18 protein-coding genes and 1 tRNA gene are annotated in these 23,240 nt (G+C 71.4%); 13 read left to right on the top strand and 6 right to left on the bottom strand.

Annotated elements, in window-relative coordinates; translation table 11 throughout:
• Positions 1–18 precede the first annotated feature (18 nt).
• A complete protein-coding gene (locus ACILQ5_RS12875; RefSeq protein WP_395658399.1) occupies positions 19–909 on the bottom strand; it encodes a 3-methyladenine DNA glycosylase in 891 nt (296 codons plus the stop codon).
• Positions 910–962: 53 nt separating this feature from the next.
• On the opposite strand from ACILQ5_RS12875, the gene ACILQ5_RS12870 reads away from it, so the two are divergent.
• The 6 genes from ACILQ5_RS12870 (at position 963) to ACILQ5_RS12845 (ending at position 9,736) form a co-directional block, all read left to right on the top strand.
• Entirely contained in the window at positions 963–3,344 is a 2,382-nt protein-coding gene (locus ACILQ5_RS12870; protein WP_395658398.1) for a penicillin acylase family protein, read from the top strand.
• Between the two features lie 27 nt (positions 3,345–3,371).
• Positions 3,372–4,181, top strand: a complete 810-nt coding sequence (locus ACILQ5_RS12865) for a fumarylacetoacetate hydrolase family protein (protein WP_395658397.1) — start codon at positions 3,372–3,374, stop codon at positions 4,179–4,181.
• A complete protein-coding gene (gene gltX / locus ACILQ5_RS12860) occupies positions 4,178–5,647 on the top strand; it encodes a glutamate--tRNA ligase (RefSeq protein ID WP_395658396.1) in 1,470 nt (489 codons plus the stop codon). Before ACILQ5_RS12865 ends, gltX begins: the two co-directional genes overlap by 4 nt.
• A gap of 1 nt (position 5,648) precedes the next feature.
• Entirely contained in the window at positions 5,649–6,650 is a 1,002-nt protein-coding gene (locus ACILQ5_RS12855) for a lysostaphin resistance A-like protein (RefSeq protein ID WP_395658395.1), read from the top strand.
• A 153-nt stretch (positions 6,651–6,803) separates the two neighbouring features.
• A tRNA-Glu gene (locus tag ACILQ5_RS12850) sits at positions 6,804–6,876 on the top strand.
• Between the two features lie 169 nt (positions 6,877–7,045).
• Positions 7,046–9,736: an MGH1-like glycoside hydrolase domain-containing protein gene (locus ACILQ5_RS12845; RefSeq protein ID WP_395658394.1), complete on the top strand. Its 2,691-nt coding sequence runs from the start codon at positions 7,046–7,048 to the stop codon at positions 9,734–9,736.
• Here the strand turns inward: ACILQ5_RS12845 and ACILQ5_RS12840 are convergent.
• Both ACILQ5_RS12840 and ACILQ5_RS12835 read right to left on the bottom strand, forming a co-directional pair.
• Positions 9,693–12,059, bottom strand: a complete 2,367-nt coding sequence (locus ACILQ5_RS12840) for an arylsulfatase (protein WP_395658393.1) — start codon at positions 12,057–12,059, stop codon at positions 9,693–9,695. The two genes, ACILQ5_RS12845 and ACILQ5_RS12840, sit on opposite strands and share 44 nt — an antisense overlap.
• 107 nt (positions 12,060–12,166) lie before the next feature.
• Positions 12,167–13,243 (bottom strand): LCP family protein, encoded by a 1,077-nt coding sequence (locus ACILQ5_RS12835; RefSeq protein ID WP_395658392.1) that lies wholly within the window; start codon positions 13,241–13,243, stop codon positions 12,167–12,169.
• Between the two features lie 143 nt (positions 13,244–13,386).
• Here ACILQ5_RS12835 and ACILQ5_RS12830 point away from each other — a divergent pair, with 143 nt between their 5' ends.
• Together ACILQ5_RS12830 and ACILQ5_RS12825 are read left to right on the top strand one after the other, a co-directional pair.
• Positions 13,387–14,919 carry an AlkA N-terminal domain-containing protein gene (locus tag ACILQ5_RS12830; protein WP_395658391.1) on the top strand — a complete coding sequence of 511 codons (1,533 nt, stop codon included), beginning with the start codon at positions 13,387–13,389 and terminating at the stop codon, positions 14,917–14,919.
• Position 14,920: 1 nt separating this feature from the next.
• Positions 14,921–15,400 (top strand): methylated-DNA--[protein]-cysteine S-methyltransferase, encoded by a 480-nt coding sequence (locus ACILQ5_RS12825; protein ID WP_395658390.1) that lies wholly within the window; start codon positions 14,921–14,923, stop codon positions 15,398–15,400.
• A 284-nt stretch (positions 15,401–15,684) separates the two neighbouring features.
• Here ACILQ5_RS12825 and ACILQ5_RS12820 read toward each other — a convergent pair whose 3' ends face one another.
• Both ACILQ5_RS12820 and ACILQ5_RS12815 read right to left on the bottom strand, forming a co-directional pair.
• Positions 15,685–16,767, bottom strand: coding sequence for an IS110 family transposase (locus tag ACILQ5_RS12820; protein WP_395658389.1), 1,083 nt, complete (start codon positions 16,765–16,767; stop codon positions 15,685–15,687).
• A gap of 140 nt (positions 16,768–16,907) precedes the next feature.
• Positions 16,908–17,633: an IclR family transcriptional regulator gene (locus tag ACILQ5_RS12815; RefSeq protein ID WP_395658388.1), complete on the bottom strand. Its 726-nt coding sequence runs from the start codon at positions 17,631–17,633 to the stop codon at positions 16,908–16,910.
• 87 nt (positions 17,634–17,720) lie between these two features.
• Here ACILQ5_RS12815 and leuC point away from each other — a divergent pair, with 87 nt between their 5' ends.
• The 3 genes from leuC to ACILQ5_RS12800 all read left to right on the top strand — a co-directional run bounded on the left by leuC (position 17,721) and on the right by ACILQ5_RS12800 (position 20,703).
• Positions 17,721–19,154 (top strand): 3-isopropylmalate dehydratase large subunit, encoded by a 1,434-nt coding sequence (gene leuC / locus ACILQ5_RS12810; RefSeq protein ID WP_395658387.1) that lies wholly within the window; start codon positions 17,721–17,723, stop codon positions 19,152–19,154.
• A 1-nt stretch (position 19,155) separates the two neighbouring features.
• Positions 19,156–19,764 (top strand): 3-isopropylmalate dehydratase small subunit, encoded by a 609-nt coding sequence (leuD, locus tag ACILQ5_RS12805; protein ID WP_395658386.1) that lies wholly within the window; start codon positions 19,156–19,158, stop codon positions 19,762–19,764.
• A gap of 267 nt (positions 19,765–20,031) precedes the next feature.
• A complete protein-coding gene (locus ACILQ5_RS12800) occupies positions 20,032–20,703 on the top strand; it encodes an HU family DNA-binding protein (protein WP_395658385.1) in 672 nt (223 codons plus the stop codon).
• An 86-nt stretch (positions 20,704–20,789) separates the two neighbouring features.
• Here the strand turns inward: ACILQ5_RS12800 and cofC are convergent, their stop codons facing one another.
• The gene (gene cofC, locus ACILQ5_RS12795) at positions 20,790–21,413 is read right to left on the bottom strand and encodes a 2-phospho-L-lactate guanylyltransferase (protein WP_395658384.1); all 624 of its coding nucleotides are present in this window, start codon (positions 21,411–21,413) and stop codon (positions 20,790–20,792) included.
• Between the two features lie 43 nt (positions 21,414–21,456).
• On the opposite strand from cofC, the gene ACILQ5_RS12790 reads away from it, so the two are divergent.
• Positions 21,457–22,218: a lysophospholipid acyltransferase family protein gene (locus ACILQ5_RS12790; protein ID WP_395658383.1), complete on the top strand. Its 762-nt coding sequence runs from the start codon at positions 21,457–21,459 to the stop codon at positions 22,216–22,218.
• Positions 22,215–23,228, top strand: coding sequence for an NAD(P)H-dependent glycerol-3-phosphate dehydrogenase (locus ACILQ5_RS12785; RefSeq protein WP_395658382.1), 1,014 nt, complete (start codon positions 22,215–22,217; stop codon positions 23,226–23,228). The genes ACILQ5_RS12790 and ACILQ5_RS12785 overlap by 4 nt, the downstream gene beginning before the upstream one ends.
• Positions 23,229–23,240: the final 12 nt, after the last annotated feature.

Below are 23,240 nucleotides of genomic sequence, written 5' to 3'. Positions count from 1 at the left end.
GCCCGCCGACCCCACTGCTCACGGGGTCTCGACGAGCTCGACCTCCGGGTCGGCTGCGGCGTCGGCCGCGGCCAGCAGCCGGTCGCACTCCTCGACGAGCCGGGCCCGCAGGGGCGCACCCCGTTCGGCGAAGCCGCGCTGCGCCTCGGCGTACTCCGCCTTGCCGGCCGCGGTCTCGATCCGCACCGGGTCCAGGCCGAGCTCGGCGAGGTCGTACGGCGCCGCGCGCATGTCGAGGACCCGGATGTCCCACGCAAGCTCGAAGCAGTCGGCCACCAGGTCCGAGGAGACCATCGGGCTGAGCCGGAAGGCGTGCTTGTAGAGGTCCATGCCCGCGTGCAGGCAGGCGGGCTGCTCGAAGTCGGGGCGGTCCTGCGCGGTGGGGGACAGCGAGTTCAGCGGCACGGCTGCGGGGGCGAAGAACCGGAAGGCGTCGAAGTGCGAGCAGGCGATCCGGTGCGACTCGACGACCGCGTCGTTCCCGGCCGGCCCGAGCCGCAGCGGCCAGGCGGCGTGCCGGACCTGCTGCTCCGGGAGGCGGTAGACCATCGCCCACTCGTGCATGCCGAAGCAGCCGAAGTTGGCGGGCCGGGCAGCGGTCGCGGCCAGCAGCCGCCGGAGCGCGACCAGGAGCGGCCGCTGGGTCCCGACGTGCGCCGCGGTGACCGCGCCGTCCTCGTAGCCCTTGAGGCCGTCGTACTCCGGCGCGTCGGCCAGCCGGACGCCGTACCCCGGGTGCCACCGGCGCAGCTGCGCCGGGCGCTGGGAGTAGTAGGTGAAGAGGAAGTCGTGGACCGGGTGCTTCAGGCCCGCCCGGTGCCGCGCGAGGTGCGGCTCGACATAGGCGTCCACCCGGTCGGCATGGGCCCGGGCGCGCGGCTCCCACGTCTCCCGGTCCAGCGCATCCACGGCAAAAGGGTAGTTACCGAGCGACCCGGGCGACGAACCGATAGTTTTCCGTCGTGCGTCTTCCGTATGACCGTCGTCACAACCGCCTCCTCGGCTTCGCCCTCGCGAGCGTGCTCCTCGTCGCCCCGGCCACGGCCGCCCTGGGCACGGCCTCGGCCGCGCCTGCGGCACCGTCGCCCCAGGCGCGGACCTCGCCGTACGACGCGACGATCCGGATCACCGAGCACGGGATCCCGCACATCAAGGCGGACTCCTTCCCCGGCGTCGCGTACGGCGCCGGGTGGATCACCACCGCCGAGTCGACCTGCAACATGATGGACATGCTGCTCACCGCCCGCGGGCAGCGGTCGCTCTACCTCGGACCGGACGGGAGCTACGCGGACAACGTCGGCGGCTCCGGGACGAACCTCGAGTGGGACACGCTCGTCACCGACCTGCGTAACCGGCACGTGGTCGAGAAGCTGCTCGACGACCCGGTCCGGGGCCCGAGCGCCCGCGCCAAGGCGATGGTGGTCGCCGAGACCGCCGGCATCAACGACTGGCTGAGCACGAACACCATCACCGACCCCGCCTGCGCGGACCAGACCTGGATCAAGCCGGACATCACCACGACCGACGTCTGGTACGCCTTCTACCTCGCCCAGCTGATCTCCTCGACCACCCAGTTCCTGCCCGCCATCACCGAGGCGACGCCGCCGTCGGCGGCGTCCCGCCCGGCACCCCGGCCGACGCGGGCGCAGGTGCGAGCGGCGTGGGAGCAGCCGGACGGATTCGGGTCGAACGCCACCGCCGTCGGCGGCAACGACACCACGACCGGCCGAGGCATGATCCTCGGCAACCCGCACTTCCCCTGGCTGGGTCGCTACCGCTTCACCCAGATGCACCTGACCGTTCCGGGCAAGCTCGACGTCGCCGGCGGTGCGCTCACCGGGTTCCCGGCGATCAACATCGGCTTCAACAAGGACGTGGCGTGGAGCCACACCGTCTCGACCGCGCGGCGGTTCACGCCCTACCAGTACACGACGGCCGGCACCCCGACCAGCTACGAGACCGCCGGCGGCGGCACGGCCGAGCTCGACAAGCGCGACGTCGACGTCCAGGTGCTGACCGACGACGGCGTGCAGACGGTCACGAAGACCCTCTACCGCACACCGCAGGGGTACGTCATCAACGCCCCGAGCTTCTACATGTCCTGGACCGCGGACAGCTTCTGGGCCATCAGGGACGCCAACGCCGAGCACCTGCGGACCTTCGACACGTTCCTGTCGATGAACATGGCCACCTCCGTGCGCGACCTGCTCCGGCGGCAGGACGCGGGCGGCGGGATCCCGTGGGTCAACACCACCGCCGCGGACCGTGCGGGCAACGTGCTGTACGCGGACCACTCGGTCGTGCCCAACGTCACGAACAAGCTGGCGGACAAGTGCATGACCGACACCGGGCGGCTGCTGTTCGGCCTCGCCGGCATCCCCGGGCTGGACGGGACGCGCGCAGCGACGTCGTGCAAGTGGGGCACCGACAAGGACGCGGAGCGGCCCGGCATCTTCGGCCCGTCGCACCTGCCGTCGGTCATCACCCGCAACTGGGTGATGAACGCCAACGACAGCTACTGGACGCCGAGCAACACGATCCGGCTGACCGGCTTCTCGCGCATCATCGGCTGCGAGAGCTGCCAGCGCACCATGCGCACCAAGATGGTCCAGGCCTACGTCGTCGACCAGCTCAAGCAGGGCAAGGAGAGTCCGGCGACGCTGGCCTCCCACGAGTACGCCAACCGTGTGTACGCCGCCGAGGTGGCGCGCGTCGGCGGACGCCTCGACCAGGTCTGCGACGCCACCGGCCTCACGAAGGCCTGCCAGGTCCTGCACGACTGGGACGGTCGGTCCGACCCGACGTCGTCCGCGGGCGCGGCGATCTTCGAGGAGTTCGTCCGCCTGGCCTCCGCGAACAAGGTGAGCCTGTGGACCGTGCCGTTCGACGCCGACCACCCGCTCACCACGCCGAACACGTTGTCGACCGGCCAGGCCGTCGTCGACACGATGAAGGCCGCGATCGAGACCGTCACCGCCAGGTTCGACCTGACCGACACCTACGGCGACATGCACGTCTCCGGCGACCGGGGGTCGGCGGGCTGGCCGCTCGGTGGCGGCCTCGGTGACCTGTCGGGTGACGCCAACGTCACCAAGGGTGGGGCCGATCCCGTGCTCGACCCGGTGACCTACGGCTCGTCGCACATCCAGGCGATCGCGTTCACCGGGAAGACCGGCATCACGGCGCGGACGATCCTCACCTACAGCCAGTACGAGGACCCCACGTCGCCGTGGTCGGACGACCAGACGGAGCTGTTCTCGCAGGAGCAGTGGGTGCGGTTCCCCTGGACCTCGGCCCAGATCGCCGACCAGCTGGTCGACACCATCCACCTCGGGGGGAGCTGACCGCGGCCTGCTCGCTAGGCTCGGTGGGTGCGCATCGCGAGATTCACCACCGGAGACGACCCGCTCTACGGCATCGTGACCGGCGAGGTCGACGAGCACGGCCAGCCGGACCCGGACAGCGTCGTCGTCGCACTCGCCGGTGACCCGCTGTACGTCGGGGTCAAGCTGCTCGAGGAGCAGCACCGGCTCGCCGACGTCCGGCTGCTCGCGCCGGTGCTGCCGCGCAGCAAGGTGGTCGCGATCGGCAAGAACTACGCGGCGCACGCGGCGGAGATGGGCGGGGAGCCGCCGAAGGAGCCGCTGATGTTCCTCAAGCCGAACACGAGCGTCGTCGGCCCCGGCGACCCGATCTTCTACCCGCCGCAGACCAGCGACCTCCACTTCGAGGGCGAGCTGGCCGTCGTCATCGGCCGGATCTGCCGGGACGTGCCGCGGGAGCAGGCGACCGACGTCATCCACGGCTACACGGTCGCGAACGACGTCACGGCGCGGGACCTGCAGAAGAGCGACGGGCAGTGGACGCGCGCCAAGGGCTTCGACTCCTTCTGCCCGCTCGGTCCCTGGATCGAGACCGACGTGGACCCGCACGACTTCGAGGTCGGTCGCAGCGTCCAGACCTACCTCAACGGCGACATCAAGCAGGACGGCAGCACCCGGGACCTGATCTTCGACATCCCGACGCTGATCGCCCACATCACGAGCGTGATGACGCTGCTGCCCGGCGACGTCATCCTCACCGGCACCCCCGAGGGTGTCGGACCCATGCAGGTCGGCGACGAGGTCGAGGTCTCGATCGCCGGTATCGGCACTCTCACGAACAAGGTGGCACAGCGGTGACCGACCGACCCGTCCGCGTCCGCTTCTGCCCGTCCCCGACCGGTTCGCCGCACGTCGGCCTGGTCCGCACGGCGCTCTACAACTGGGCGTTCGCGCGCCACCACGGGGGCTCGATCGTCTTCCGGATGGAGGACACCGACAAGGAGCGCAGCACCCAGGAGTCCTACGACGCGATCCTCGACCTGTGGCGCTGGCTCGGCCTGACCTGGGACGAGGGGATCGAGGTCGGCGGACCGCACGGTCCGTACAAGCAGAGCGAGCGCGGCGAGATCTACGCCGACGCGCTCGCCCGGCTGCGCGACTCCTCCTACACCTACGACTGCTTCTGCACCAACGAGGAGGTCGACGCCCGGCGCAAGGCCTCCGGCTCCAAGGTGATGGGGTACGACGGCTTCTGCCGCGACCTGTCGGCCGAGCAGCGGGCGGCCTTCGAGACCGAGGGCCGGCGCCCGGTCGTGCGGTTCCGGATGCCCGACGGCTCGATCACCTGGAACGACCTGGTCCGCGGCGACATCACCTTCGAGACCCAGCACGTGCCCGACTACGCGCTCTGCCGCGCCAACGGCGACCCGCTCTACACGCTGGTCAACCCGGTCGACGACGCCCTGATGGAGGTCACCCACGTGCTGCGCGGGGAGGACCTGCTCTCCAGCACGCCCCGCCAGATCGCGCTGTACGCCGCGCTGACCGAGCTCGGCATCGCCCAGGGCACGCCCGAGTTCGGCCACCTGCCCTACGTGATGGGCCAGGGCAACAAGAAGCTCTCGAAGCGCGACCCGGAGGCGCACGCGCTCGCCTACCGCGACCAGGGCTTCCTGCCGGAGGGCCTGCTCAACTACCTCGCGCTGCTGGGCTGGGCGATCGCGGCCGACCGTGACGTCTTCAGCCTCGACGAGATGGTCGCGGCGTTCGACATCCGGGACGTCAACCCCAACCCGGCCCGCTTCGACCTCAAGAAGGCGGAGGCGATCAACGCCGCCCACATGCACCAGCTGTCGGTCGAGGAGATGACCGACCGGGTGCTGCCGTACCTCAAGTCGGCGGGCGTCGTCGGCGACCCGGTCGGCGACGCCGACGCACAGCTGCTGGAGCAGGCCATGCCCCTGGTCGCCGAGCGCATCAACAAGCTCACCGAGGCCGTCGACATGCTCGGCTTCCTGTTCGTCGACGACGACGCGTTCGCCCTCGACGAGGCGGACGCCGCCAAGCTCCTGACCGAGGACGGCAAGGCGGTCGTGCAGGCGTCGTACGACGCCCTGGCCGGCCTGTCCTCCTGGTCGACCGCCGCGATCCAGGACGCGCTCCAGGCCCGGCTGGTCGACGAGCTCGGGCTGAAGCCGCGCAACGCGTTCGGCCCGGTACGGGTCGCCGTGACCGGGCGCCGCGTCTCGCCGCCGCTCTTCGAGTCCATGGAGCTGCTCGGCCGGGAGCGCAGCCTCGGGCGGCTGCAGGCCGCGCTCGCCTGACATGGGTCCGACCGCCGACCGGCAGGCAGGCACGCCGGACCGACCACCGGGGTTCACCTACCCGGAGATCCAGCGCGGCGGCCGGCCCGGTGCCTGGCGGCCGGTCGTCGGGGTGCTCGCGCTCGCCGCGTCGTTCCTCCTGATCGTCCCGGTGCTCCTGCAGGTACCGTTCGCCCTCGGGTTCGCGGTCGCCGGCCGGGACGTCGGCGACAGCATGAGCCGCCTGGTCGAGCTCGACGACCCGACGCCGCTGGGCCTGGCCTACCTCAACCTCGCGCTCGCCGCGGCGATCCCCGTGACCTGGCTGCTCACCCGGGTGCTGCACGGGCTGCGCCCGGGGTGGCTGGCGTCCGTCCTGCCCCGGATCCGGTGGCGCTGGTTCCTGGTCTGCTTCGGGCTCTCCCTCGTCTCGCTGGTCGCGACCCTGCTGGTCTCCTCGCTGGTGCCGTCGACGGCCGACAGCGCGGAGGTGAGCGGGCACCTCAACGACTTCACCTCGACGACGCGCGACTTCCTGGTGGTCGTCGTGCTGCTGACCCCGCTGCAGGCGGCGGGGGAGGAGTACGCCTTCCGCGGCTACCTCACCCAGTCCTTCGGCAACCTCTTCGGCTCCTGGTTCGGCCGGCCGGTCGCCGCGGTCCTCTTCCCGGCGCTGCTCTTCGCCGCCGCGCACGGGTCCCAGAGCCCCCCGGTCTTCTTCGACCGGTTCGCCTTCGGCCTGGTCGCCGGGCTGCTCGTCGTCCTCACCGGCGGCCTCGAGGCCGGCATCGCGATGCACGTGCTGAACAACTGGCTGGCCTTCGGGCTGGCGCTCGCGTTCGGCGACATGGCCAGCACCCTGAACCCGGTCGGCGGGAGCTGGTGGACGATCCCCGTGACGCTCACCCAGTCCCTGACCTACCTCGCGCTGGTGCTGCTGGCGACCCGTCGGAGGGGGCTGCGGAGCACCACGACGACCCCCGTCGGACCAGGCGTTTTGGAAGGCTCCAGACCTCGCGTGTAAGGTTTGGTCCCGGCTCGGGGACGAGCCAGATGGCGCTGCCATTGGGATATGGTGTAATTGGCAACACGACTGGTTCTGGTCCAGTTAAGCGGCGATTTTGTGCGAGCGGGCACCTCCGATAAAGTTTCGCGGGTTGCTCGCAGAGCACCGAAGGCCCCCGTTGTGTAGCGGCCTAGCACGCCGCCCTCTCAAGGCGGTAGCGCCGGTTCGAATCCGGTCGGGGGTACAGAGACGAAGGCCCGGTCCTCACGGACCGGGCCTTCGTGCATTTCGTCTCGGGATCCTCGCAGCAGGACCTACGGACCGGTCCCGGGTGCCATGCTCCTCGCGAGGGTCGGCGGAGGTGGTCGCGAGCGCGTGCACCGTCGGCACAGGGGCGACGAGGGAGCAGATCGATGCCGGGTGCGGAGCGTCAGCGGGTCGAGTCGTTCGGCCACCCCGAGGACGGCCTGGAGGACGCGACCCCGTGGTACCAGTGGGGCCCCTACCTCTCGGAGCGGGCCTGGGGGACCGTGCGCGAGGACTACAGCGCCGACGGCGAGGCGTGGGACTACTTCCCCCACGACCACGCGCGCTCCCGGGCCTACCGCTGGGGCGAGGACGGCATGGCCGGCGTCAGCGACGTGGGACAGCAGCTCTGCCTGGCGCTGGCGCTGTGGAACGGTCGCGACCCGATCCTCAAGGAGCGGATGTTCGGCCTGACCGGGCCGCAGGGCAACCACGGCGAGGACGTCAAGGAGTACTGGTGGTTCGTCGACGCCCTGCCCAGCCACGCCTGGCTGCAGTGGCGCTACCACTACCCGCAGAGTGAGTTCCCCTACGCCGACCTCGTCGCCGAGAACGGGCGCCGCGACCAGAGCAGTCCCGAGTACGAGCTGCTGGACACCGGCGCCTTCGACGACGACCGCTACTGGGTCGTCGAGGTGACCCACGCCAAGGACGACCCCCACGACCTGCTGATGGAGGTCCGGGTCACCAACGCCGGCCCCGAGACCGCGACCCTCCACGTGCTGCCGCACCTGTGGTTCCGCAACACCTGGTCCTGGGACGTCGGCGCCGCGCGGCCCACGCTCGAGGCCACCGGTCCGCGCACGGTCGGCGTGGAACACCCGCGGTTCGGCGACCTGGTGTGGGAGCTCGACGCGGATCCCGACGGGGAGGTCCCCGACCTGCTGTTCTGCGACAACGACACCAACCTCGGCCGGCTCTACGGGTCGGAGGACTCCCCGGCGTACCCGAAGGACGGGATCAACGACCGGGTGGTCGCGGGGGCGGCGACCGTGAACCCGGACCGCACCGGCACCAAGGCCGCCGGGTGGTACCGCCTCACCGTGGCGCCCGGCGCGACCCAGGTGGTCCGGGCCCGGCTGCGCCCGCCCTCGGCCGCGCCGGCGTTCGGCGACCCGTTCGACGAGGTGCTGGCCCGGCGCCGGAGCGAGGCCGACGAGTTCTACGGCGAGGTGGTCCCGGCGTCGGTCGACGACGACGCGCGCCTGGTCGCGCGGCAGGCGTTCGCCGGGATGATCTGGGGCAAGCAGTTCTACTGCTACGACGTGCGGCGCTGGCTCGACGGCGACCCCACCCAGCCGGCACCCCCACCCGAGCGGCGCCGCGGCCGGAACGCCGGCTGGCTCAACGTCGATGCCCGCGACATCCTCTCGATGCCCGACCCCTGGGAGTACCCGTGGTTCGCGGCCTGGGACCTGGCCTTCCACACGGTCGCGCTCGCTCACCTGGACCCGGCCTTCGCGAAGTACCAGCTGCTGGCCATGTGCCGCGAGTGGTTCCAGAACCCCAACGGCGCGCTGCCCGCCTACGAGTGGGACTTCGGTGACGTCAACCCGCCGGTGCACGCGTGGGCCGCCCTCCACGTCTGGGACATCGACGGCCGTCGCGACACGGACTTCCTCGCCCGCCTGATGCCGAAGCTGCTGATGAACTTCACCTGGTGGGTCAACCGGATGGACCCCGACGGCGACCACCTGTTCGCCGGTGGCTTCCTCGGCCTGGACAACATCAGCGCCATCGACCGCTCGAACCTGCCACCGGGGGTCGGCCGGCTCGAGCAGGCCGACGCCACGAGCTGGATGGCCTTCTACTCGCTCACGATGCTGGAGATGGCCCGGATCCTGGCGGCCGAGGACGACGCCTGGACCGACATCGAGGTGAAGTTCATCGAGCACTTCGTGCTCATCGTCGACGCCATGCACTCCCAGGGGCTCTGGGACGAGGAGGACGGGTTCTTCTACGACCTCTTCCACGCTGCCGACGGGTCCACGACACCGATCAAGGTGCGCTCGATCGTCGGAGTGCTGCCCCTCATGGGCTCCGTGGCGCTGAGCCCGGAGCTGGTCGAGGCCCTGGGGAGCCTGCGGAAGAGGTTCGCCGGGTTCCTCGGCCGGACCGGTGCCGGACCGGCCGGAGGGCGCGTCTTCCAGGTGCCCGGCACCGACACCCTCGCGATCGGCGTGGTGCCGCCGGGCCAGGGTCGCCGGGTGCTGGCGCGGGTGTTCGACGAGGACGAGTTCCTGTCGCCGCACGGCCTGCGGGCGCTCTCGAAGCACCACCAGGAGCACCCGCTGTGGGTGGAGCTGGCCGGGTCGTCCGTCTCGGTCGACTACGAGCCCGGTGAGTCGTCCACGGGCATGTTCGGAGGCAACTCCAACTGGCGGGGGCCGGTGTGGATGCCGGTGAACTACCTGCTCGTGCGCAACCTGCAGCGCTACGCGCACTCGTTCGGGCCGGGTCGGGCGTTCGAGCTCGAGTACCCCACCGGGAGCGGGGAGACGGCGGACCTCGGCGCCTGTGCGGAGGATCTTCGGCAACGGGTGATCTCGTTGTTCCTCCGCGGCGCGGACGGGCGACGGCCGTGCCACGGGCGGGTCGACCGGCTCCAGGAGGACCCCCGGTGGCGCGACAACATCACGTTCTTCGAGTACTTCCACGGCGACGACGGCTCCGGGCTCGGCGCCACCCACCAGACCGGCTGGACCGGGATCGTCGCCGACCTGATCTGCCGGCCCGACCCGTTCGCGGGCGGGGCTACTGCCGGGCCATCGCGACCCGGAGCCGCTCCTCCGGGGTGATCAGGTGGTCGGCGTCCTCGGCGTCGTCGCCGAGGTCGATCTGCACCCAGCTGACCCGCCCGGTGAAGACGCTCGACTCCGGCGTGTAGTCGGTGCTGACGGGGGAGGCGGTGTCCCGGCCCACGTCGGCCGTCTCGTCCGAGGAGAACACCAGCGGCACCGTCGCCTCGACCCGGCCCTCGCCGACCGGCGCGCCGTCGACGAAGAGGCGCACCGTGCCACCCTTGGCGAGCCCGCCGCCGTCGTACCCGAACTCCATCCGCACCTGGTGGGTGCCCTCCGGCACCGGGGTGTCGCCGCCGACGACGAAGCGCTGGATGCCGAGCAGGTTGTAGCAGTAGCGCGGGCGTCCGTCGAGGAGGTAGAGGCTCCAGCCGGCGAAGGCGCCCCCCTGCGCCATGATGACGCCTTCGGCCCCGGAGGCCGGCACCTCGATCTCGGCGGTCACGGCGTGCGACTTGTTCTTGACGTTGAGCACCGAGGACTCGGTGAGCCGGCCCATGCCGCTGAACAGGATCTGGCGGTTGCCCCGGACCAGCACGGGCCGACCGGCGAGGGTGGCGTCGAAGCGCTCGATGCGCCGGTCGTCGAGCGGCAGCACGTCGTACTTGCGGGCCTCGCTGAGCCAGAGCTCCTGGAGCTCCGCCAGCTTCTCCGGCATCTCGGCGGCGAGGTCACGTGACTGGCTCCAGTCCGTGGTCGTGTCGTAGAGCTCCCAGACGTCCTCCTCGAAGGACGGGAGCGGCCCCATGACCCAGGGGTTGCTGTGCCGGGTCACGGCGGTCCAGCCCTCGTGGTAGATCCCGCGGTTGCAGAACATCTCGAAGTACTGCGTCCTGCGGCGCTCGTCCGCGGCTGGGTCGTCGAAGGAGTACGCCATGCTCACCCCCGCCATCGGCAGCTGCTCGACCCCGTTCACCGTCGTCGGCTGGGGCAGCCCGGCGGCGTCGAGGACGGTCGGCGCCACGTCGATGACGTGGTGGAACTGCTGGCGCACCTCGCCCGCCGCCGCGATGCCGCGCGGCCAGTGCACGATCGTGCCGTTGCGGGTGCCGCCCCAGTGCGAGGCGACCTGCTTGGTCCACTGGTAGGGCGTGTCCATCGCGTGCGCCCAGCCCACCGCGTAGTGGTTGTAGGCGGTCGGCGTGCCGAGCTCGTCGATGCGGGCGGCCACGAGCTCGGGGGTCTCCAGGGCGTCGGTGCCGTTGAAGATGAACATCTCGTTGAACGAGCCGTTGATCGTCCCCTCGGCGGACGCGCCGTTGTCGCCGATGATGTAGTAGATCAGCGTGTCCTCGAGGACGCCGAGGTCCTCGATGGCGTCGACCAGGCGGCCGAGGTGGTGGTCGGTGTGCTCCAGGAAGCCGGCGTACACCTCCATCTGCCGGGCCAGCACCGGCTTCATCTGGTCGGGCATGTCCTCCCAGGCGGGGATCTCCGCGTGCCGCGCGCTCAGCACGGTGTCGGGCGGCACCACGCCGAGCTCCTTCTGCCGCGCGAGGATCTCCTCGCGGAGCACGTCCCAGCCCTGGTCGAACCGGCCGCGGTAGCGGTCGGACCACTCGGTCGGCACGTGGTGAGGCGCGTGCGTGGCCCCCGGCGCGTAGTAGACGAAGAACGGCTTGTCCGGGCTCAGCGACTTCTGCTGCCGGACCCAGCCGATCGCCCGGTCCGTCATGTCCTCGGTGAAGTGGTAGCCCTCCTCCGGGGTCCGGTCGGGCTCCACCGGGGTGGTGCCCTCGTAGATCGCCGGGTAGTACTGGTTGGTCTCGCCGCCGAGGAAGCCGTAGAAGTGCTCGAAGCCGCCGCCGCCGGTGGGCCAGGCGTCGAACGGCCCGACCGGGCTGGTCTGCCAGACGGGGACCTCGTGGCACTTGCCGAACTGCGCGGTCGCGTAGCCGTTGAGCCGCAGGGTCTCCGCCAGCGGGGCGCAGGTGTTCGGGCGGACCGAGCTGTACCCCGGCGCCGACGTGGCGAGCTCGGTGATGACGCCCATCCCGACCGTGTGGTGGTTGCGGCCGCTCAGCAGGGCCGCCCGGGTCGGCGCGCACAGCGCCGTGGTGTGGAACCGGTTGTACTTCAGCCCCCCGGCCGCCAGCCGCTCCGCCGTCGGGGTCCGGCACGGGCCCCCGAAGGCGCTCGAGGCGGCGAAGCCGACGTCGTCGAGCAGCACGACGAGCACGTTCGGCGCGCCCGCCGGTGGCCGCAGCTGCTCGATCGGCGGGAACGTCGCCGCCGGGTCCTTCGCGTCCAGCGGCGGCGTGCCGGCGTACGGCTCGTCGGGGATCGGCAGGACGTGACGGTCGGTGCTGTCGCTCGACATGCGGGACTCCGGTCTGGCTCGGCGCGAGGCCTGGGGCGGGCCCGGTCAGGATGCCAGCGGTGCAACGGGGCGGGGTCGCCCGCTCTGGGTGAACTGCCGGCCCAGGGTCAGGCGCACAGGCCGTTCTCGGCGGCGGAGCCCTTGCCGCCGTGCGGGTGCTTCGCGGTGACGGCGCCCTTGGCGAACGGACCGAGCGGCTCGTCGTTCTTGGTGCGCGCCCACAGGTCGGCGGCGGCCGGGGCGAACTGGAGCCGCCCCCAGTTCGGGTCGCCGACCGGGAAGTCGGTGGTGGGTGCGGTGACGAACGTGACGTGCTGCAGGTCCGCGTACCGCAGCGACAGCGCGAGCTGGACCAGCTTGCCGGCGCTGGCGATGTCGGGGCTGGTCTCGATGGAGTCGGCGAGGCTGGAGGCGAACTTGTACAGGCGGTCGGGCCGGGTGAGGGTGCCGGCTGACTTCACCTTGCCGATCATCGAGGCGATGAACGCCTGCTGCCGTTTCATCCGGCCCAGGTCGGAGTTCGCCGTCGAGTGCCGCTCGCGCACGTACTGCAGGGCCCGGTCGCCGTCCAGCGTCTGCGTCCCGGCGTCGAAGTGGATGTGCGCGACCGGGTCGTCGACGACCTCGGGGATGCAGACCTCGACCCCGTTGATGGCGTCGACCATCTCCTTGAACCCGCCGAAGTTGACCGTGATGTAGGAGTCGATGAACACGTGCGTGACCGCCTCGACCTGCTCGACCGTGCACTCGGGGCCGCCCACGGAGTAGGCCACGTTCCAGGTCGCGTCCTGCTCGCCGGGCACCACCTTGTCGCCGTTGCGGCACTGCGGCCGGTCGACGAGGGTGTCGCGGGGGATCGAGATGCCGTAGGCCGAACGGCGCCCGTCGGCGATGTGGAGCAGGATCGTCGTGTCCGAGCCGCCCTCGCCGGCCTCCTTGTCGATGCCGCACCCCGCGCAGTCGCGCGAGTCGGTGCCCATCAGGAGGATGTTCATCTCCGAGGTGGGCAGGGCCGGCTTCGGCCGCTTCGCGTGGTGGTGGATCGGCTCGCCGGTGGCGATCTTCTTGTCGACGTGCTGGTAGGCGAAGACCACGGTCGCGCCGGTGAGGAGGGCGACGACGAGCTCCGCGACGATGATGACGCGCAGCACCGCCAGGCGGTGGCCCTTCTCGCTGTCGGGCACGGCGGTTCCCTCCCCAGGTTCGCCCAGTCTGGGCCCACCCTACGGCCCGGTACCTCGCCGCTCGGCGGGATCGGCGAGGGCTAGGCTCCCACCGTGTCCGATTCCCGCCAGAGCACGTCGGCGCCGCAGGTCAGGATGGGTCCATGACCAGCACCTCGAGGCTCGACGACCGGCTCGACCGGGAGTCCTGCTACCGCGCGGTGAAGTCCCGCGACCGGCGCTTCGACGGCGTCTTCTACACCGCCGTGCGCACGACCGGGATCTACTGCCGGCCGTCCTGCCCGGCGCGGACCCCGGCGTACCGGAACGTGACCTTCCACCCGAGCGCCGCCTCCGCGCAGGGCGCGGGCTACCGCGCGTGCAAGCGCTGCCTCCCGGACGCGACGCCGGGCAGTCCCGACTGGGACGTCGCGGCCACCGCGGCCGGCCGCGCGATGCGCCTGATCGCCGACGGGGTCGTCGACCGCGAGGGCGTCGACGGGCTGGCCCGCCGGGTCGGCTACACCCCGCGACACCTGTCCCGGATCCTCACCACCGAGCTCGGCGCGGGACCGCTCGCGCTCGCCCGTGCCCGGCGCGCCCAGACCGCGCGGGTGCTCGTCGAGACGACCGACCTGTCCTTCGCCGACATCGCCTTCGCCTCCGGCTTCTCGAGCATCCGGCAGTTCAACGACACCATCCGTGAGGTCTACGCGTCCTCGCCCACCGAGCTGCGGGGCCGTCGCGGCCGCCGGTCGACGACCGGCACGGTCACGATGCGGCTCGGCGTCCGCACGCCGTTCGCCGGCCGGGCGCTCCTGGACTTCCTCGCCTACCACCTGGTGCCGGGCGTCGAGGTGGCCGGACCCGGCTGGTACGCGCGGACGCTCGACCTCCCGCACGGCCCGGGCACCGTCCGCGTCGAGCTGACCGACCTGCCGCACACCCCGCAGGCGGCGTTCGTCAGCGCGACCTTCGAGCTCGCCGACCTGCGGGACACGACCGCGGCCGTCGAGCGCACGCGGCGGCTGCTCGACGCCGACTGCGACCCGCTGGCCGTCGCCCAGCACTTCACCGGCGACCCGCTGGTCGGACCTCTCGCGCGGCGGCACCCGGGGCTGCGCGTGCCCGGCCAGGTCGACGGCGACGAGACCGCGGTGCGGGCCGTCATCGGTCAACAGGTGAGCGTGGTCGGGGCGTGCACCGTCGCGGGCCGCATCGTCGCCGAGCACGGACGCGCGGTGTCGAGCGCGATCCCCGGGCTGACGCACCTGTTCCCCGACGCGGCGACCCTCGCCGAGGTCGACCCCACGACGCTCCCGATGCCGCGGTCGCGCGGTCGCGCGCTGGTGGGGCTGGCCGGGGCGCTGGCCGACGGCACTGTCTCCCTCGACCGCGGGCCCGACCGCCACGCCGTGCGGGACGCGCTGCTGGCGCTCCCCGGCATCGGCCCCTGGACCGCCGACTACGTCGCGCTGCGCGCGCTGGCGGACCCCGACGTCTTCCTCCCCACCGACCTCGGGGTGCGCAACGCCCTGGTCGGGCTCGGCGCGGACCCGACCGCGGTCCTCGCGGAGCAGGACGGCTGGCGGCCGTGGCGCTCGTACGCGCTGATGCACCTCTGGAACACCCTGATGCCCCCGACGGCACCCGTCGACGACCAGCTCGGCACCGGGCTCGACAGCAAGGAGAACTGACATGTGGACCGTGATGGAGTCCCCGATCGGCCCGCTGCGGGTCGTCGAGAACGCGGGGGCGATCACCGCGATCGAGTTCACGCCGTTCCGCGACGCGGACGGGCGCCCTCGCGGCGACCGCGACGACGACCACCCGCTGCTCGTCGAGGCCGTGCGTCAGCTCGACGCCTACTTCGCTCGCGACCTCAAGGAGTTCGACCTCCCGCTCGCCCCCGAGGGCACCGCGTTCCAGCAGCGGGTGTGGACCGAGCTGCTCGGCGTCGGCTGGGGCGAGACCGCGTCGTACGGCGAGATCGCCCACCGCCTGGGCATGACCAACGCCGCCTCGCGAGCGGTGGGCCTCGCCAACGGCCGGAACCCGATCCCGATCGTCGTCCCGTGCCACCGCGTCATCGGCGCGAACGGCACCCTCACCGGGTACGCCGGGGGGCTCGAGCGCAAGCAGCTCCTGCTCGAGCTCGAGCAGGACGCGCTCTTCTGATATGTACGCGCCCCGTGTCAAGGGGCAGGTTGGAGCGCCGCCGGACCTCGGGGTCTGGCGGCGCTCCGCTGTCTCGGGGTGCTTGGTGCCGGTCGGCGTGTGCGACGCGTGTCGATTCTGATATTCGCGGGTTGGTACCGCAGGGCGGCGTTCGGCGGGAGGAAACGGCTTGTCTGAGCACGAGCGTCATCGACGTGATCGGTGGCTCACAGAACAGTCGCTGGTTCTCTCCGGCGCGCGTGAGGGCATCAAGCAGGAACCCGAGGCAGGTCAGGGTGGTGGTGTTAGGTCTCGAGAGTGGCCAGCGACCAGCACCATCCGGCGAGTTCGCGAGCGATCGCGACATTGGCCACGTTGTGGGGCTTGGATCGGGCGCTGAAGTTCTTCCAGCGGCGGTGGAGTCGCTGGTTTCCCAGGTGCGCGCGCGTCCGGGCGGCCGGGGGTGCTTGGTCCCACCGCTGTTGGAGGACAGTGCCGACGCGGTAGACGGCCTTGTGGTGCCAGGCGGACTCGATCAGCAGGCGGCGGACGTGGGTGTTGCCGGACTTGGTGATGCCGCCTTGGCGGCGTGACTCTCCGCTGGAGTACTCGCTGGGGACCAGGCCCAGGTAGGCGCCGATGCTGGAGCCGGTGAAGCGATCCCAGTCGCCGATCTCGACGGCCAGTGCAAACGCGGTCAGGGTGGAGATCCCACGCAGGCAGGCCAGGTTGCGGGTGGTCGAGGAGAACTCGGAGTCGTTGGCCACCTCGATGATGGCCGACTCGAGTCGGTTGCGTCGGGCCAGCGCGAAGTCGAGCTCTTCGCGCGCGGCTTCGTAGGCGGCCTGGGTGCCGCGGCTTGGGAAGGAGATCGTGCCCAGCCAGTGGTGGTGCTTCCCGGTCCAGGTCGCTCCGCCCGAGTACAGGTGACCGTGGCGCAGCAGCAGCTTGGAGACTCGGTGCCGCGCGGCCATCAGCTCTGCGCGGGTGTCCTCGCGAGCACGGACCAGGTCACGAGCGGACTCCTGCTCGGGTGTGGGAACCCGGACGGCGACGAGCTCATCCATGCGCAGAAGTCGCGCCAGGAGCATCGCATCCCGAGCATCGGTCTTGACCCGGTCGCTGCTTGGGCGAACCAGTCTGGATGGTGCTGCGATCACGCACCGGTAGCCGGCCGCGGTCAGGCGGCGGTACAGCTCGTACCCGGTCGGGCCGGCCTCATAGGACACCGCGACCGGGCCGGGCAGATCCTTGAGCCAGTCCAGAACAACGTCAGGTTGTGGGACCAGGCGACGTCGATGAAGCTCGCCGGTCACCGCGTCGATACCGGCAGCAACGATCGATCTGGCGTGCACATCCAGACCGACGCTCGTACGCTCTTGAAACATCGGGGCCTCCCACGCATGTCGGATAGGCCGAGCAGGGGACTCTGCTCGGTAACCCACGAATCTGCGTGGTGAGGCCCCGGCCCGCAATCGGCCACAGGCAGCCGATCAGTCATACCGTCTGAGCGCCCTCGTGGGAGCGGTCAGTCCGCAGCAGCCGCGCGGCGCAGCGACTCGCTGAGCCGCTCGGCGGCGGCCAGGACCGCGGGCGCGTGCATCTTGCCGGGCTGGCGGGACAGCCGCTCCAGCGGACCGGACACCGACACCGCGGCGATCACCTTGCCGCCGGGGGAGCGGACCGGGGCGGAGACGGACGCGACGCCCTGCTCGCGCTCGCCGACCGACTGCGCCCAGCCGCGCCGGCGGATGCCGGACAGCGCGGCGGCCGAGAACGCGGCGTTCTGGAGGCCGCGGTGCATCCGCTCCGGGTCCTCCCAGGCGAGCAGGACCTGGGCCGCCGAGCCGGCGCGCATGGTCAGCTGCGAGCCGACCGGGATGGTGTCGCGCAACCCCGAGGGGCGCTCGGCGGCGGCCACGCAGACGCGGTGCTCGCCCTGCCGGCGCCACAGCTGGGCGGACTCGCCGGTGATGTCGCGCAGCCGCGCCAGCACCGGGCCGGCCGTGGCGAGCAGCCGGTCCTCGCCGGCGGCGGCCGAGAGCTCGGCGAGCCGGGGGCCGAGCACGAACCGGCCCTGCATGTCGCGGGCGACGAGGCGGTGGTGCTCGAGGGCGACGGCGAGACGGTGGGCGGTCGGGCGGGCGAGGCCGGTGCCGGCGACCAGGCCGGCGAGGGTGGCCGGTCCCGACTCGAGGGCGGTGAGCACGAGGGCGGCCTTGTCGAGGACGCCGACACCGCTGGTGTTGTCCATATGGCAATACTGCCGTCTCAGAGAATGGGATGCAAGCGGTAGGCTGAGTGACCGTCAGCACCCGCGCAGCGAGAGGGAGAGAGCGTCATGGGCAAGACCCTGGCCGAGAAGGTGTGGGACGAGCACGTCGTCCGGTCCACGTCGGGGGAGCCCGACCTCCTCTACATCGACCTCCACCTGATCCACGAGGTGACGTCGCCGCAGGCCTTCGACGGCCTGCGCCTCGCCGGGCGGCCGGTGCGCCGTCCCGACCTGACCATCGCGACCGAGGACCACAACGTCCCCACCCTGGACTGGGACAAGCCGATCGCCGACCCGGTCTCGCGCACGCAGGTCGAGACGCTGCGGCGCAACGCCGAGGAGTTCGGCGTACGTCTGCACCCGCTGGGCGACGCCGACCAGGGCATCGTCCACGTCGTCGGCCCGCAGCTGGGCCTGACCCAGCCCGGCATGACGATCGTCTGCGGGGACAGCCACACCAGCACCCACGGCGCCTTCGGCGCGATCGCGTTCGGCATCGGCACCTCCGAGGTCGAGCACGTGCTCGCCACCCAGACGCTGATGCAGGCGAAGCCCAAGACGATGGCCGTCACGGTCAACGGCAGCCTGCCGGCCGGCGTCACCGCCAAGGACTTCGTGCTCACGCTGATCGCGCACACCGGAACCGGCGGCGGCCAGGGCTACATCGTGGAGTACCGCGGACCGGCCATCGAGGAGCTCTCGATGGAGGGCCGGATGACGGTCTGCAACATGAGCATCGAGTGGGGCGCCAAGGCCGGGATGATCGCGCCGGACCAGAAGACCTTCGACTACATCGAGGGCCGCCCCGAGGCGCCGAAGGGTGCCGACTGGGACGCCGCCGTCGAGCACTGGACCAGCCTGCGCACCGACGACGACGCCGAGTTCGACAAGGAGATCGTCCTGGACGCGTCCGAGATGACGCCGTTCGTCACCTGGGGCACCAACCCCGGCCAGGGTGTGCCGCTCGGCGGCAGCGTCCCCTTCCCCGAGCAGTACGACGACGCGTCCGACCGGGTCGCGGCCGAGCGAGCGCTGCAGTACATGTGCCTCGAGGCCGGCACGCCGATGCGTGAGATCGCGGTCGACACCGTCTTCATCGGCTCGTGCACCAACGGTCGCATCGAGGACCTGCGGGCCGCCGCCGAGGTGATCAAGGGCCGCACGGTCGACTCCAGCACCCGGCTCCTCGTCGTCCCCGGGTCTGCCAGGGTGCGCCTGCAGGCGGAGGAGGAAGGCCTCGACGTGGTCTTCAAGGAGGCCGGCGCCGAGTGGCGCGGGGCGGGCTGCTCGATGTGCCTGGGCATGAACCCGGACACGCTCGCACCGGGCGAGCGGAGCGCCTCGACCTCCAACCGCAACTTCGAGGGCCGCCAGGGCAAGGGCGGTCGCACGCACCTCGTCTCCGTCCCGGTCGCCGCGGCGACCGCGGTGCGCGGGACGCTGTCCTCGCCCGCCGACCTCGAGCCCGTCTCGACCGTCACCGATGCAGGGAGCAACTGACATGGAGAAGTTCAGCACCCACACCGGTGTCGGTGTGCCGCTGCGTCGCAGCAACGTCGACACCGACCAGATCATCCCGGCCGAGTACCTCAAGCGGGTCACCCGCACGGGCTTCGAGGACGGCCTGTTCGCGGCCTGGCGCAACGACCCGTCCTTCGTCCTCAACAACGAGGCGTACGCCGGCGGCTCGGTGCTCGTCGCCGGCCCGGACTTCGGCACCGGGTCGTCGCGGGAGCACGCGGTCTGGGCCCTGCAGAACTACGGGTTCCGTGTCGTGATCTCCCCGCGCTTCGGCGACATCTTCCGGGGCAACTCCGGCAAGGCCGGACTGCTGGCGGCACAGGTCGACGAGAAGGTCGTGCAGCAGCTGTGGGACCTGCTCGACGAGACCCCCGGAGTCACCGTCACCGTCGACCTCGAGTCCCGCACCGTGCGTGCCGGCGAGGGTCCTGACGCCGTCGAGGACTCCTTCGACATCGACGACTACACGCGGTGGCGGCTGCTCGAAGGTCTGGACGACATCGGGATCACCCTCGGCCACGCCGACGACATCGCGGCCTACGAGGCGACCCGTCCCAGCTGGAAGCCGGTCACGATCCACGCCGGCTGAGACCTCGCCGATGGAAGGGCGAATCTCCAAGCATGCTTGGGGATTCGCCCTTCTCGCATTTCCGGGAAGCGATTCCGCCGATCCCCGAAATCATCCGAAAACGGCTCTGCTGACGGCTTCTCGGCCGATCGGACCCTGGAAATGACCCGAAATTCACCCGAAGAAACGCGGAGCAGGTGATTGTGACCTGAGCCACGAATACCTAGCGTGCCAAGCAGATAGTCGAGCACGGGCTCGACCACTGGTCGTTCATTGGAAGGGAAGACAGTGAACAAGTCAGAGTTCATCGATGCGCTCTCGGCGCGCTTCGAGGGGAACAGGAAGGCTGCCGCGCACGCCCTCGAGTCCGTGCTCGACACGATCACTCGCGAGGTTGCCAAGGGCGAGAAGGTCGCGATCACGGGCTTCGGTGCGTTCGAGAAGCGGGTCCGTCCTGCACGGACGGTGCGCAACCCGCGTACCGGCGAGAGCATGCGAGCCAAGAAGACGGCGGTGCCGAAGTTCACGGCCGGCGCCGAGCTGAAGAACGTCGTGTCCGGTGCGAAGAAGCTGCCGAAGCTGACGCTCGCCTCCGGGACGGCGGCCGCGAAGAAGGCCACGGCGCCGGCGAAGAAGGCGGCCGCGGCGGCGAAGAAGGCGGCGCCGGCCAAGAAGGCTGCTCCGGCCAAGAAGACGGCGGCGAAGTCGACGCCGGCGAAGAAGACCACGACCGCGAAGACCGCGGCCAAGAAGGCACCGGCGAAGAAGGCTCCGGCGAAGAAGGCTCCGGCGAAGAAGGCTCCGGCAGCCAAGAAGGCTCCCGCCAAGAAGGCCCCGGCGAAGAAGGCGCCCGCGGCCAAGAAGGCTCCGGCCAAGAAGACCACCACGGCCAAGAAGGCGCCGGCGAAGAAGGCTCCGGCCAAGAAGGCTCCGGCGAAGAAGACCGCCAAGAAGGCCTAGCAGCACCGACCACGGAGACGGGCCGCCACCCTCGCGGGTGGCGGCCCGTCGTCGTTCGCGTGCGCCCGGTGGAGTGCCCGCCCGGGTCAGGTGAGGGCGGCGGTGCGTGGCCCGACGCCGAGGGCCACCGCGTCCCGCAGGTCGTCGAGGTCGTCGACGTCGCGGCGCACCGAGGGTGGGGCGTCCTCGATCTCCCGGGCGCCCGCGTCGAGGTGGGACTGGCGGGACCCCGGACCGAAACGTGGGTCGAACTCGTCGTAGGACCCGACGTAGAGGGTGGTCCCGATGCCGGCGGCGTCCGGCACGAACGCCGGGTGCGGGCCGGTCTGCGCCAGGACGGCGTCGAGGTCCTCGGGTCGCAGGGCCGGGAGGTCGGCGCAGAGGGCGACCGGTCGCAGGTCGGGCCACCGCCGGTGCGCCTCGGCCGCCCCCTGTCGCAGGGTGCCGTTGAGGTCGCCCGAGACGCCGTCCGGGATGGCGGCGGTGCCGAGCCGGACGAGCCGTGCCGAGAACGACGCGTCGTCCGTCAGCACGAGCACCTCGGCCACGGACGCGGCCGCGCGGCACGCCGCCACGGTGTCCAGGGCGAACGCCTCCGCGAGCGCGGCCCGGTCCGCGCCGGCGGGGGTGCGCAGCCGTGACTTGCCGACCGCGGGCGGCTTCACGGGGACCAGGACGACGTAGCGGGACGGGGCGGGGGACACGGTCATCGAACCCGATCCTGTCAGGTCGCCGACCGAGTAGCCTGCGCACGTGGTCGTTCGCAAGATGCAGGAGAAGCGGAGCTGGGCGTGGATCATCGCGGAGCCGATCGTCCGGGCCGCGCTGCTCGCGACGACGCGTCACGAGTGGGTCGGTGGTGAGAAGATCCCGGCGACCGGTGGCTGCATCCTCGTGCTCAACCACGTCTCCCACGTCGACCCGCTGACCGCGGCGCACCTCGTCTACGACCACGGCCGGCTGCCGCACTACCTGGCCAAGTCGGGGCTGTTCAAGAACAAGGCCGCCAACGCGTTCTTCCGGTCGGCGGGCCAGATCCCGGTCGAGCGGCTGAGCAAGAACGCGGCCGGGGCGTTCGACGCCGCGGTCGCCGCCGTCCGCGAGGGCAAGTGCGTGGTCGTCTACCCCGAGGGCACGATCACCCGTGACCCCGGCGGCTGGCCGATGACCGGCAAGTCCGGCGCCGCGCGGATCGCGCTCGAGACCGGCTGCCCGGTGATCCCCGTCGGGCAGTGGGGTGCGCAGGAGCTGCTGGCGCCGTACGCCAAGAAGCCCGACCTGTTCCCGCGCAAGCTGGTGCAGATGCGGGTCGGGGACCCCGTGGACCTCGCCGACCTGATCGGCAAGCCGCGCACGGCCACCGTCATCAACGAGGCGACCGCCCGGATCATGGCGGCGATCACCGCGCTGGTCGAGGAGGTGCGGGGCGGCACCGCGCCGGAGGAACGGTTCGACATGAAGAAGGCCGGGGTCCGCCAGACCGGCAACCCGAACCGTCCCGGGGCCACGGCGTGACCGGCCGGCACGGCAAGGTCGCGGTCTTCGGCGCCGGGTCCTGGGGGACCGCCTTCTCCATCGTGCTCGCCGACGCCGGCAACGACGTGACGATCTGGGCGCGACGCGAGGAGGTCGCGGCGACGATCAACGAGCAGCGCGAGAACACCGAGTACCTCCCCGGGATCGAGCTGCCGCCGGCGGTCGTCGCGACGCACGACGTCGAGAAGGCCGCCCACGACGCCGACGTCGTCGTCCTCGCGACGCCGTCGCAGACGCTGCGCTCGAACCTGGTCGAGTGGGCGCCGTACCTCGATCCGTCGGCCGTGCTCGTCTCGCTGATGAAAGGGGTCGAGCTCGGCACCCTCGAGCGGATGAGCCAGGTGATCAGCGAGATCACCGGGGCCGGTCCCGACCGGGTCGCGGTGGTCAGCGGGCCCAACCTGGCCAAGGAGATCGCCCGCCGCGAGCCGGCGGCCTCCGTGGTCGCGTGCGCCGAGGAGGAGGTGGCCCGCCGGCTGCAGGCGCGCTGCCACTCGCCGGCGTTCCGGCCCTACACCAGTCCGGACGTCCTCGGCTGCGAGCTGGGCGGCGCCTACAAGAACGTCGTGGCGCTGTCGGTCGGCATGGCCGTCGGGCTCGGCTTCGGTGACAACACGACGGCCTCGGTCATCACCCGCGGGCTCGCCGAGACCGCCCGGCTGGCGACCGCGCTCGGCGCGAACCCGCTGACCCTGATGGGGCTCGCGGGCCTGGGCGACCTGGTCGCGACCTGCTCCTCGCCGCTGTCGCGGAACCGGACGTTCGGCGAGAAGCTCGGCAACGGGATGACCACCGAGGAGATCGTCGCCACCACCCGACAGGTGGCCGAGGGCGCGAAGTCGTGCTCGTCCCTGCTCGCCCTCGCGCAGCGCACCGGCATCGACGCCCCGATCGCCCACCACGTCGACGCCGTCGTCGCCGGTCGGATGACCGCCCAGGAGATGATGGACGCCTTCATCGCCCGCGACACCAAGGCCGAGATCTACTAGGCCGGCGCCCGG

It is taken from the genome of Nocardioides sp. (genome assembly GCF_044226305.1).
Lineage (GTDB): Bacteria > Actinomycetota > Actinomycetes > Propionibacteriales > Nocardioidaceae > Nocardioides.
Note: the sequence above shows the minus strand (reverse complement) of the source record. Positions and strands in the feature narration are given on the sequence as shown.

What these genes read in the sequence shown, in the direction of transcription:
- ACILQ5_RS12815 (WP_395658388.1), bottom strand. Translation starts at nt 17,633, where the DNA reads ATGGACAACACCAGCGGTGTCGGCGTCCTCGACAAGGCCGCCCTCGTG.
- cofC (WP_395658384.1), bottom strand. Translation starts at nt 21,413, where the DNA reads ATGACCGTGTCCCCCGCCCCGTCCCGCTACGTCGTCCTGGTCCCCGTG.
- ACILQ5_RS12820 (WP_395658389.1), bottom strand. Translation starts at nt 16,767, where the DNA reads ATGTTTCAAGAGCGTACGAGCGTCGGTCTGGATGTGCACGCCAGATCG.
- leuD (WP_395658386.1), top strand. Translation starts at nt 19,156, where the DNA reads ATGGAGAAGTTCAGCACCCACACCGGTGTCGGTGTGCCGCTGCGTCGC.
- ACILQ5_RS12855 (WP_395658395.1), top strand. Translation starts at nt 5,649, where the DNA reads ATGGGTCCGACCGCCGACCGGCAGGCAGGCACGCCGGACCGACCACCG.
- ACILQ5_RS12840 (WP_395658393.1), bottom strand. Translation starts at nt 12,059, where the DNA reads ATGTCGAGCGACAGCACCGACCGTCACGTCCTGCCGATCCCCGACGAG.
- leuC (WP_395658387.1), top strand. Translation starts at nt 17,721, where the DNA reads ATGGGCAAGACCCTGGCCGAGAAGGTGTGGGACGAGCACGTCGTCCGG.
- ACILQ5_RS12845 (WP_395658394.1), top strand. Translation starts at nt 7,046, where the DNA reads ATGCCGGGTGCGGAGCGTCAGCGGGTCGAGTCGTTCGGCCACCCCGAG.
- ACILQ5_RS12825 (WP_395658390.1), top strand. Translation starts at nt 14,921, where the DNA reads ATGTGGACCGTGATGGAGTCCCCGATCGGCCCGCTGCGGGTCGTCGAG.
- ACILQ5_RS12830 (WP_395658391.1), top strand. Translation starts at nt 13,387, where the DNA reads ATGACCAGCACCTCGAGGCTCGACGACCGGCTCGACCGGGAGTCCTGC.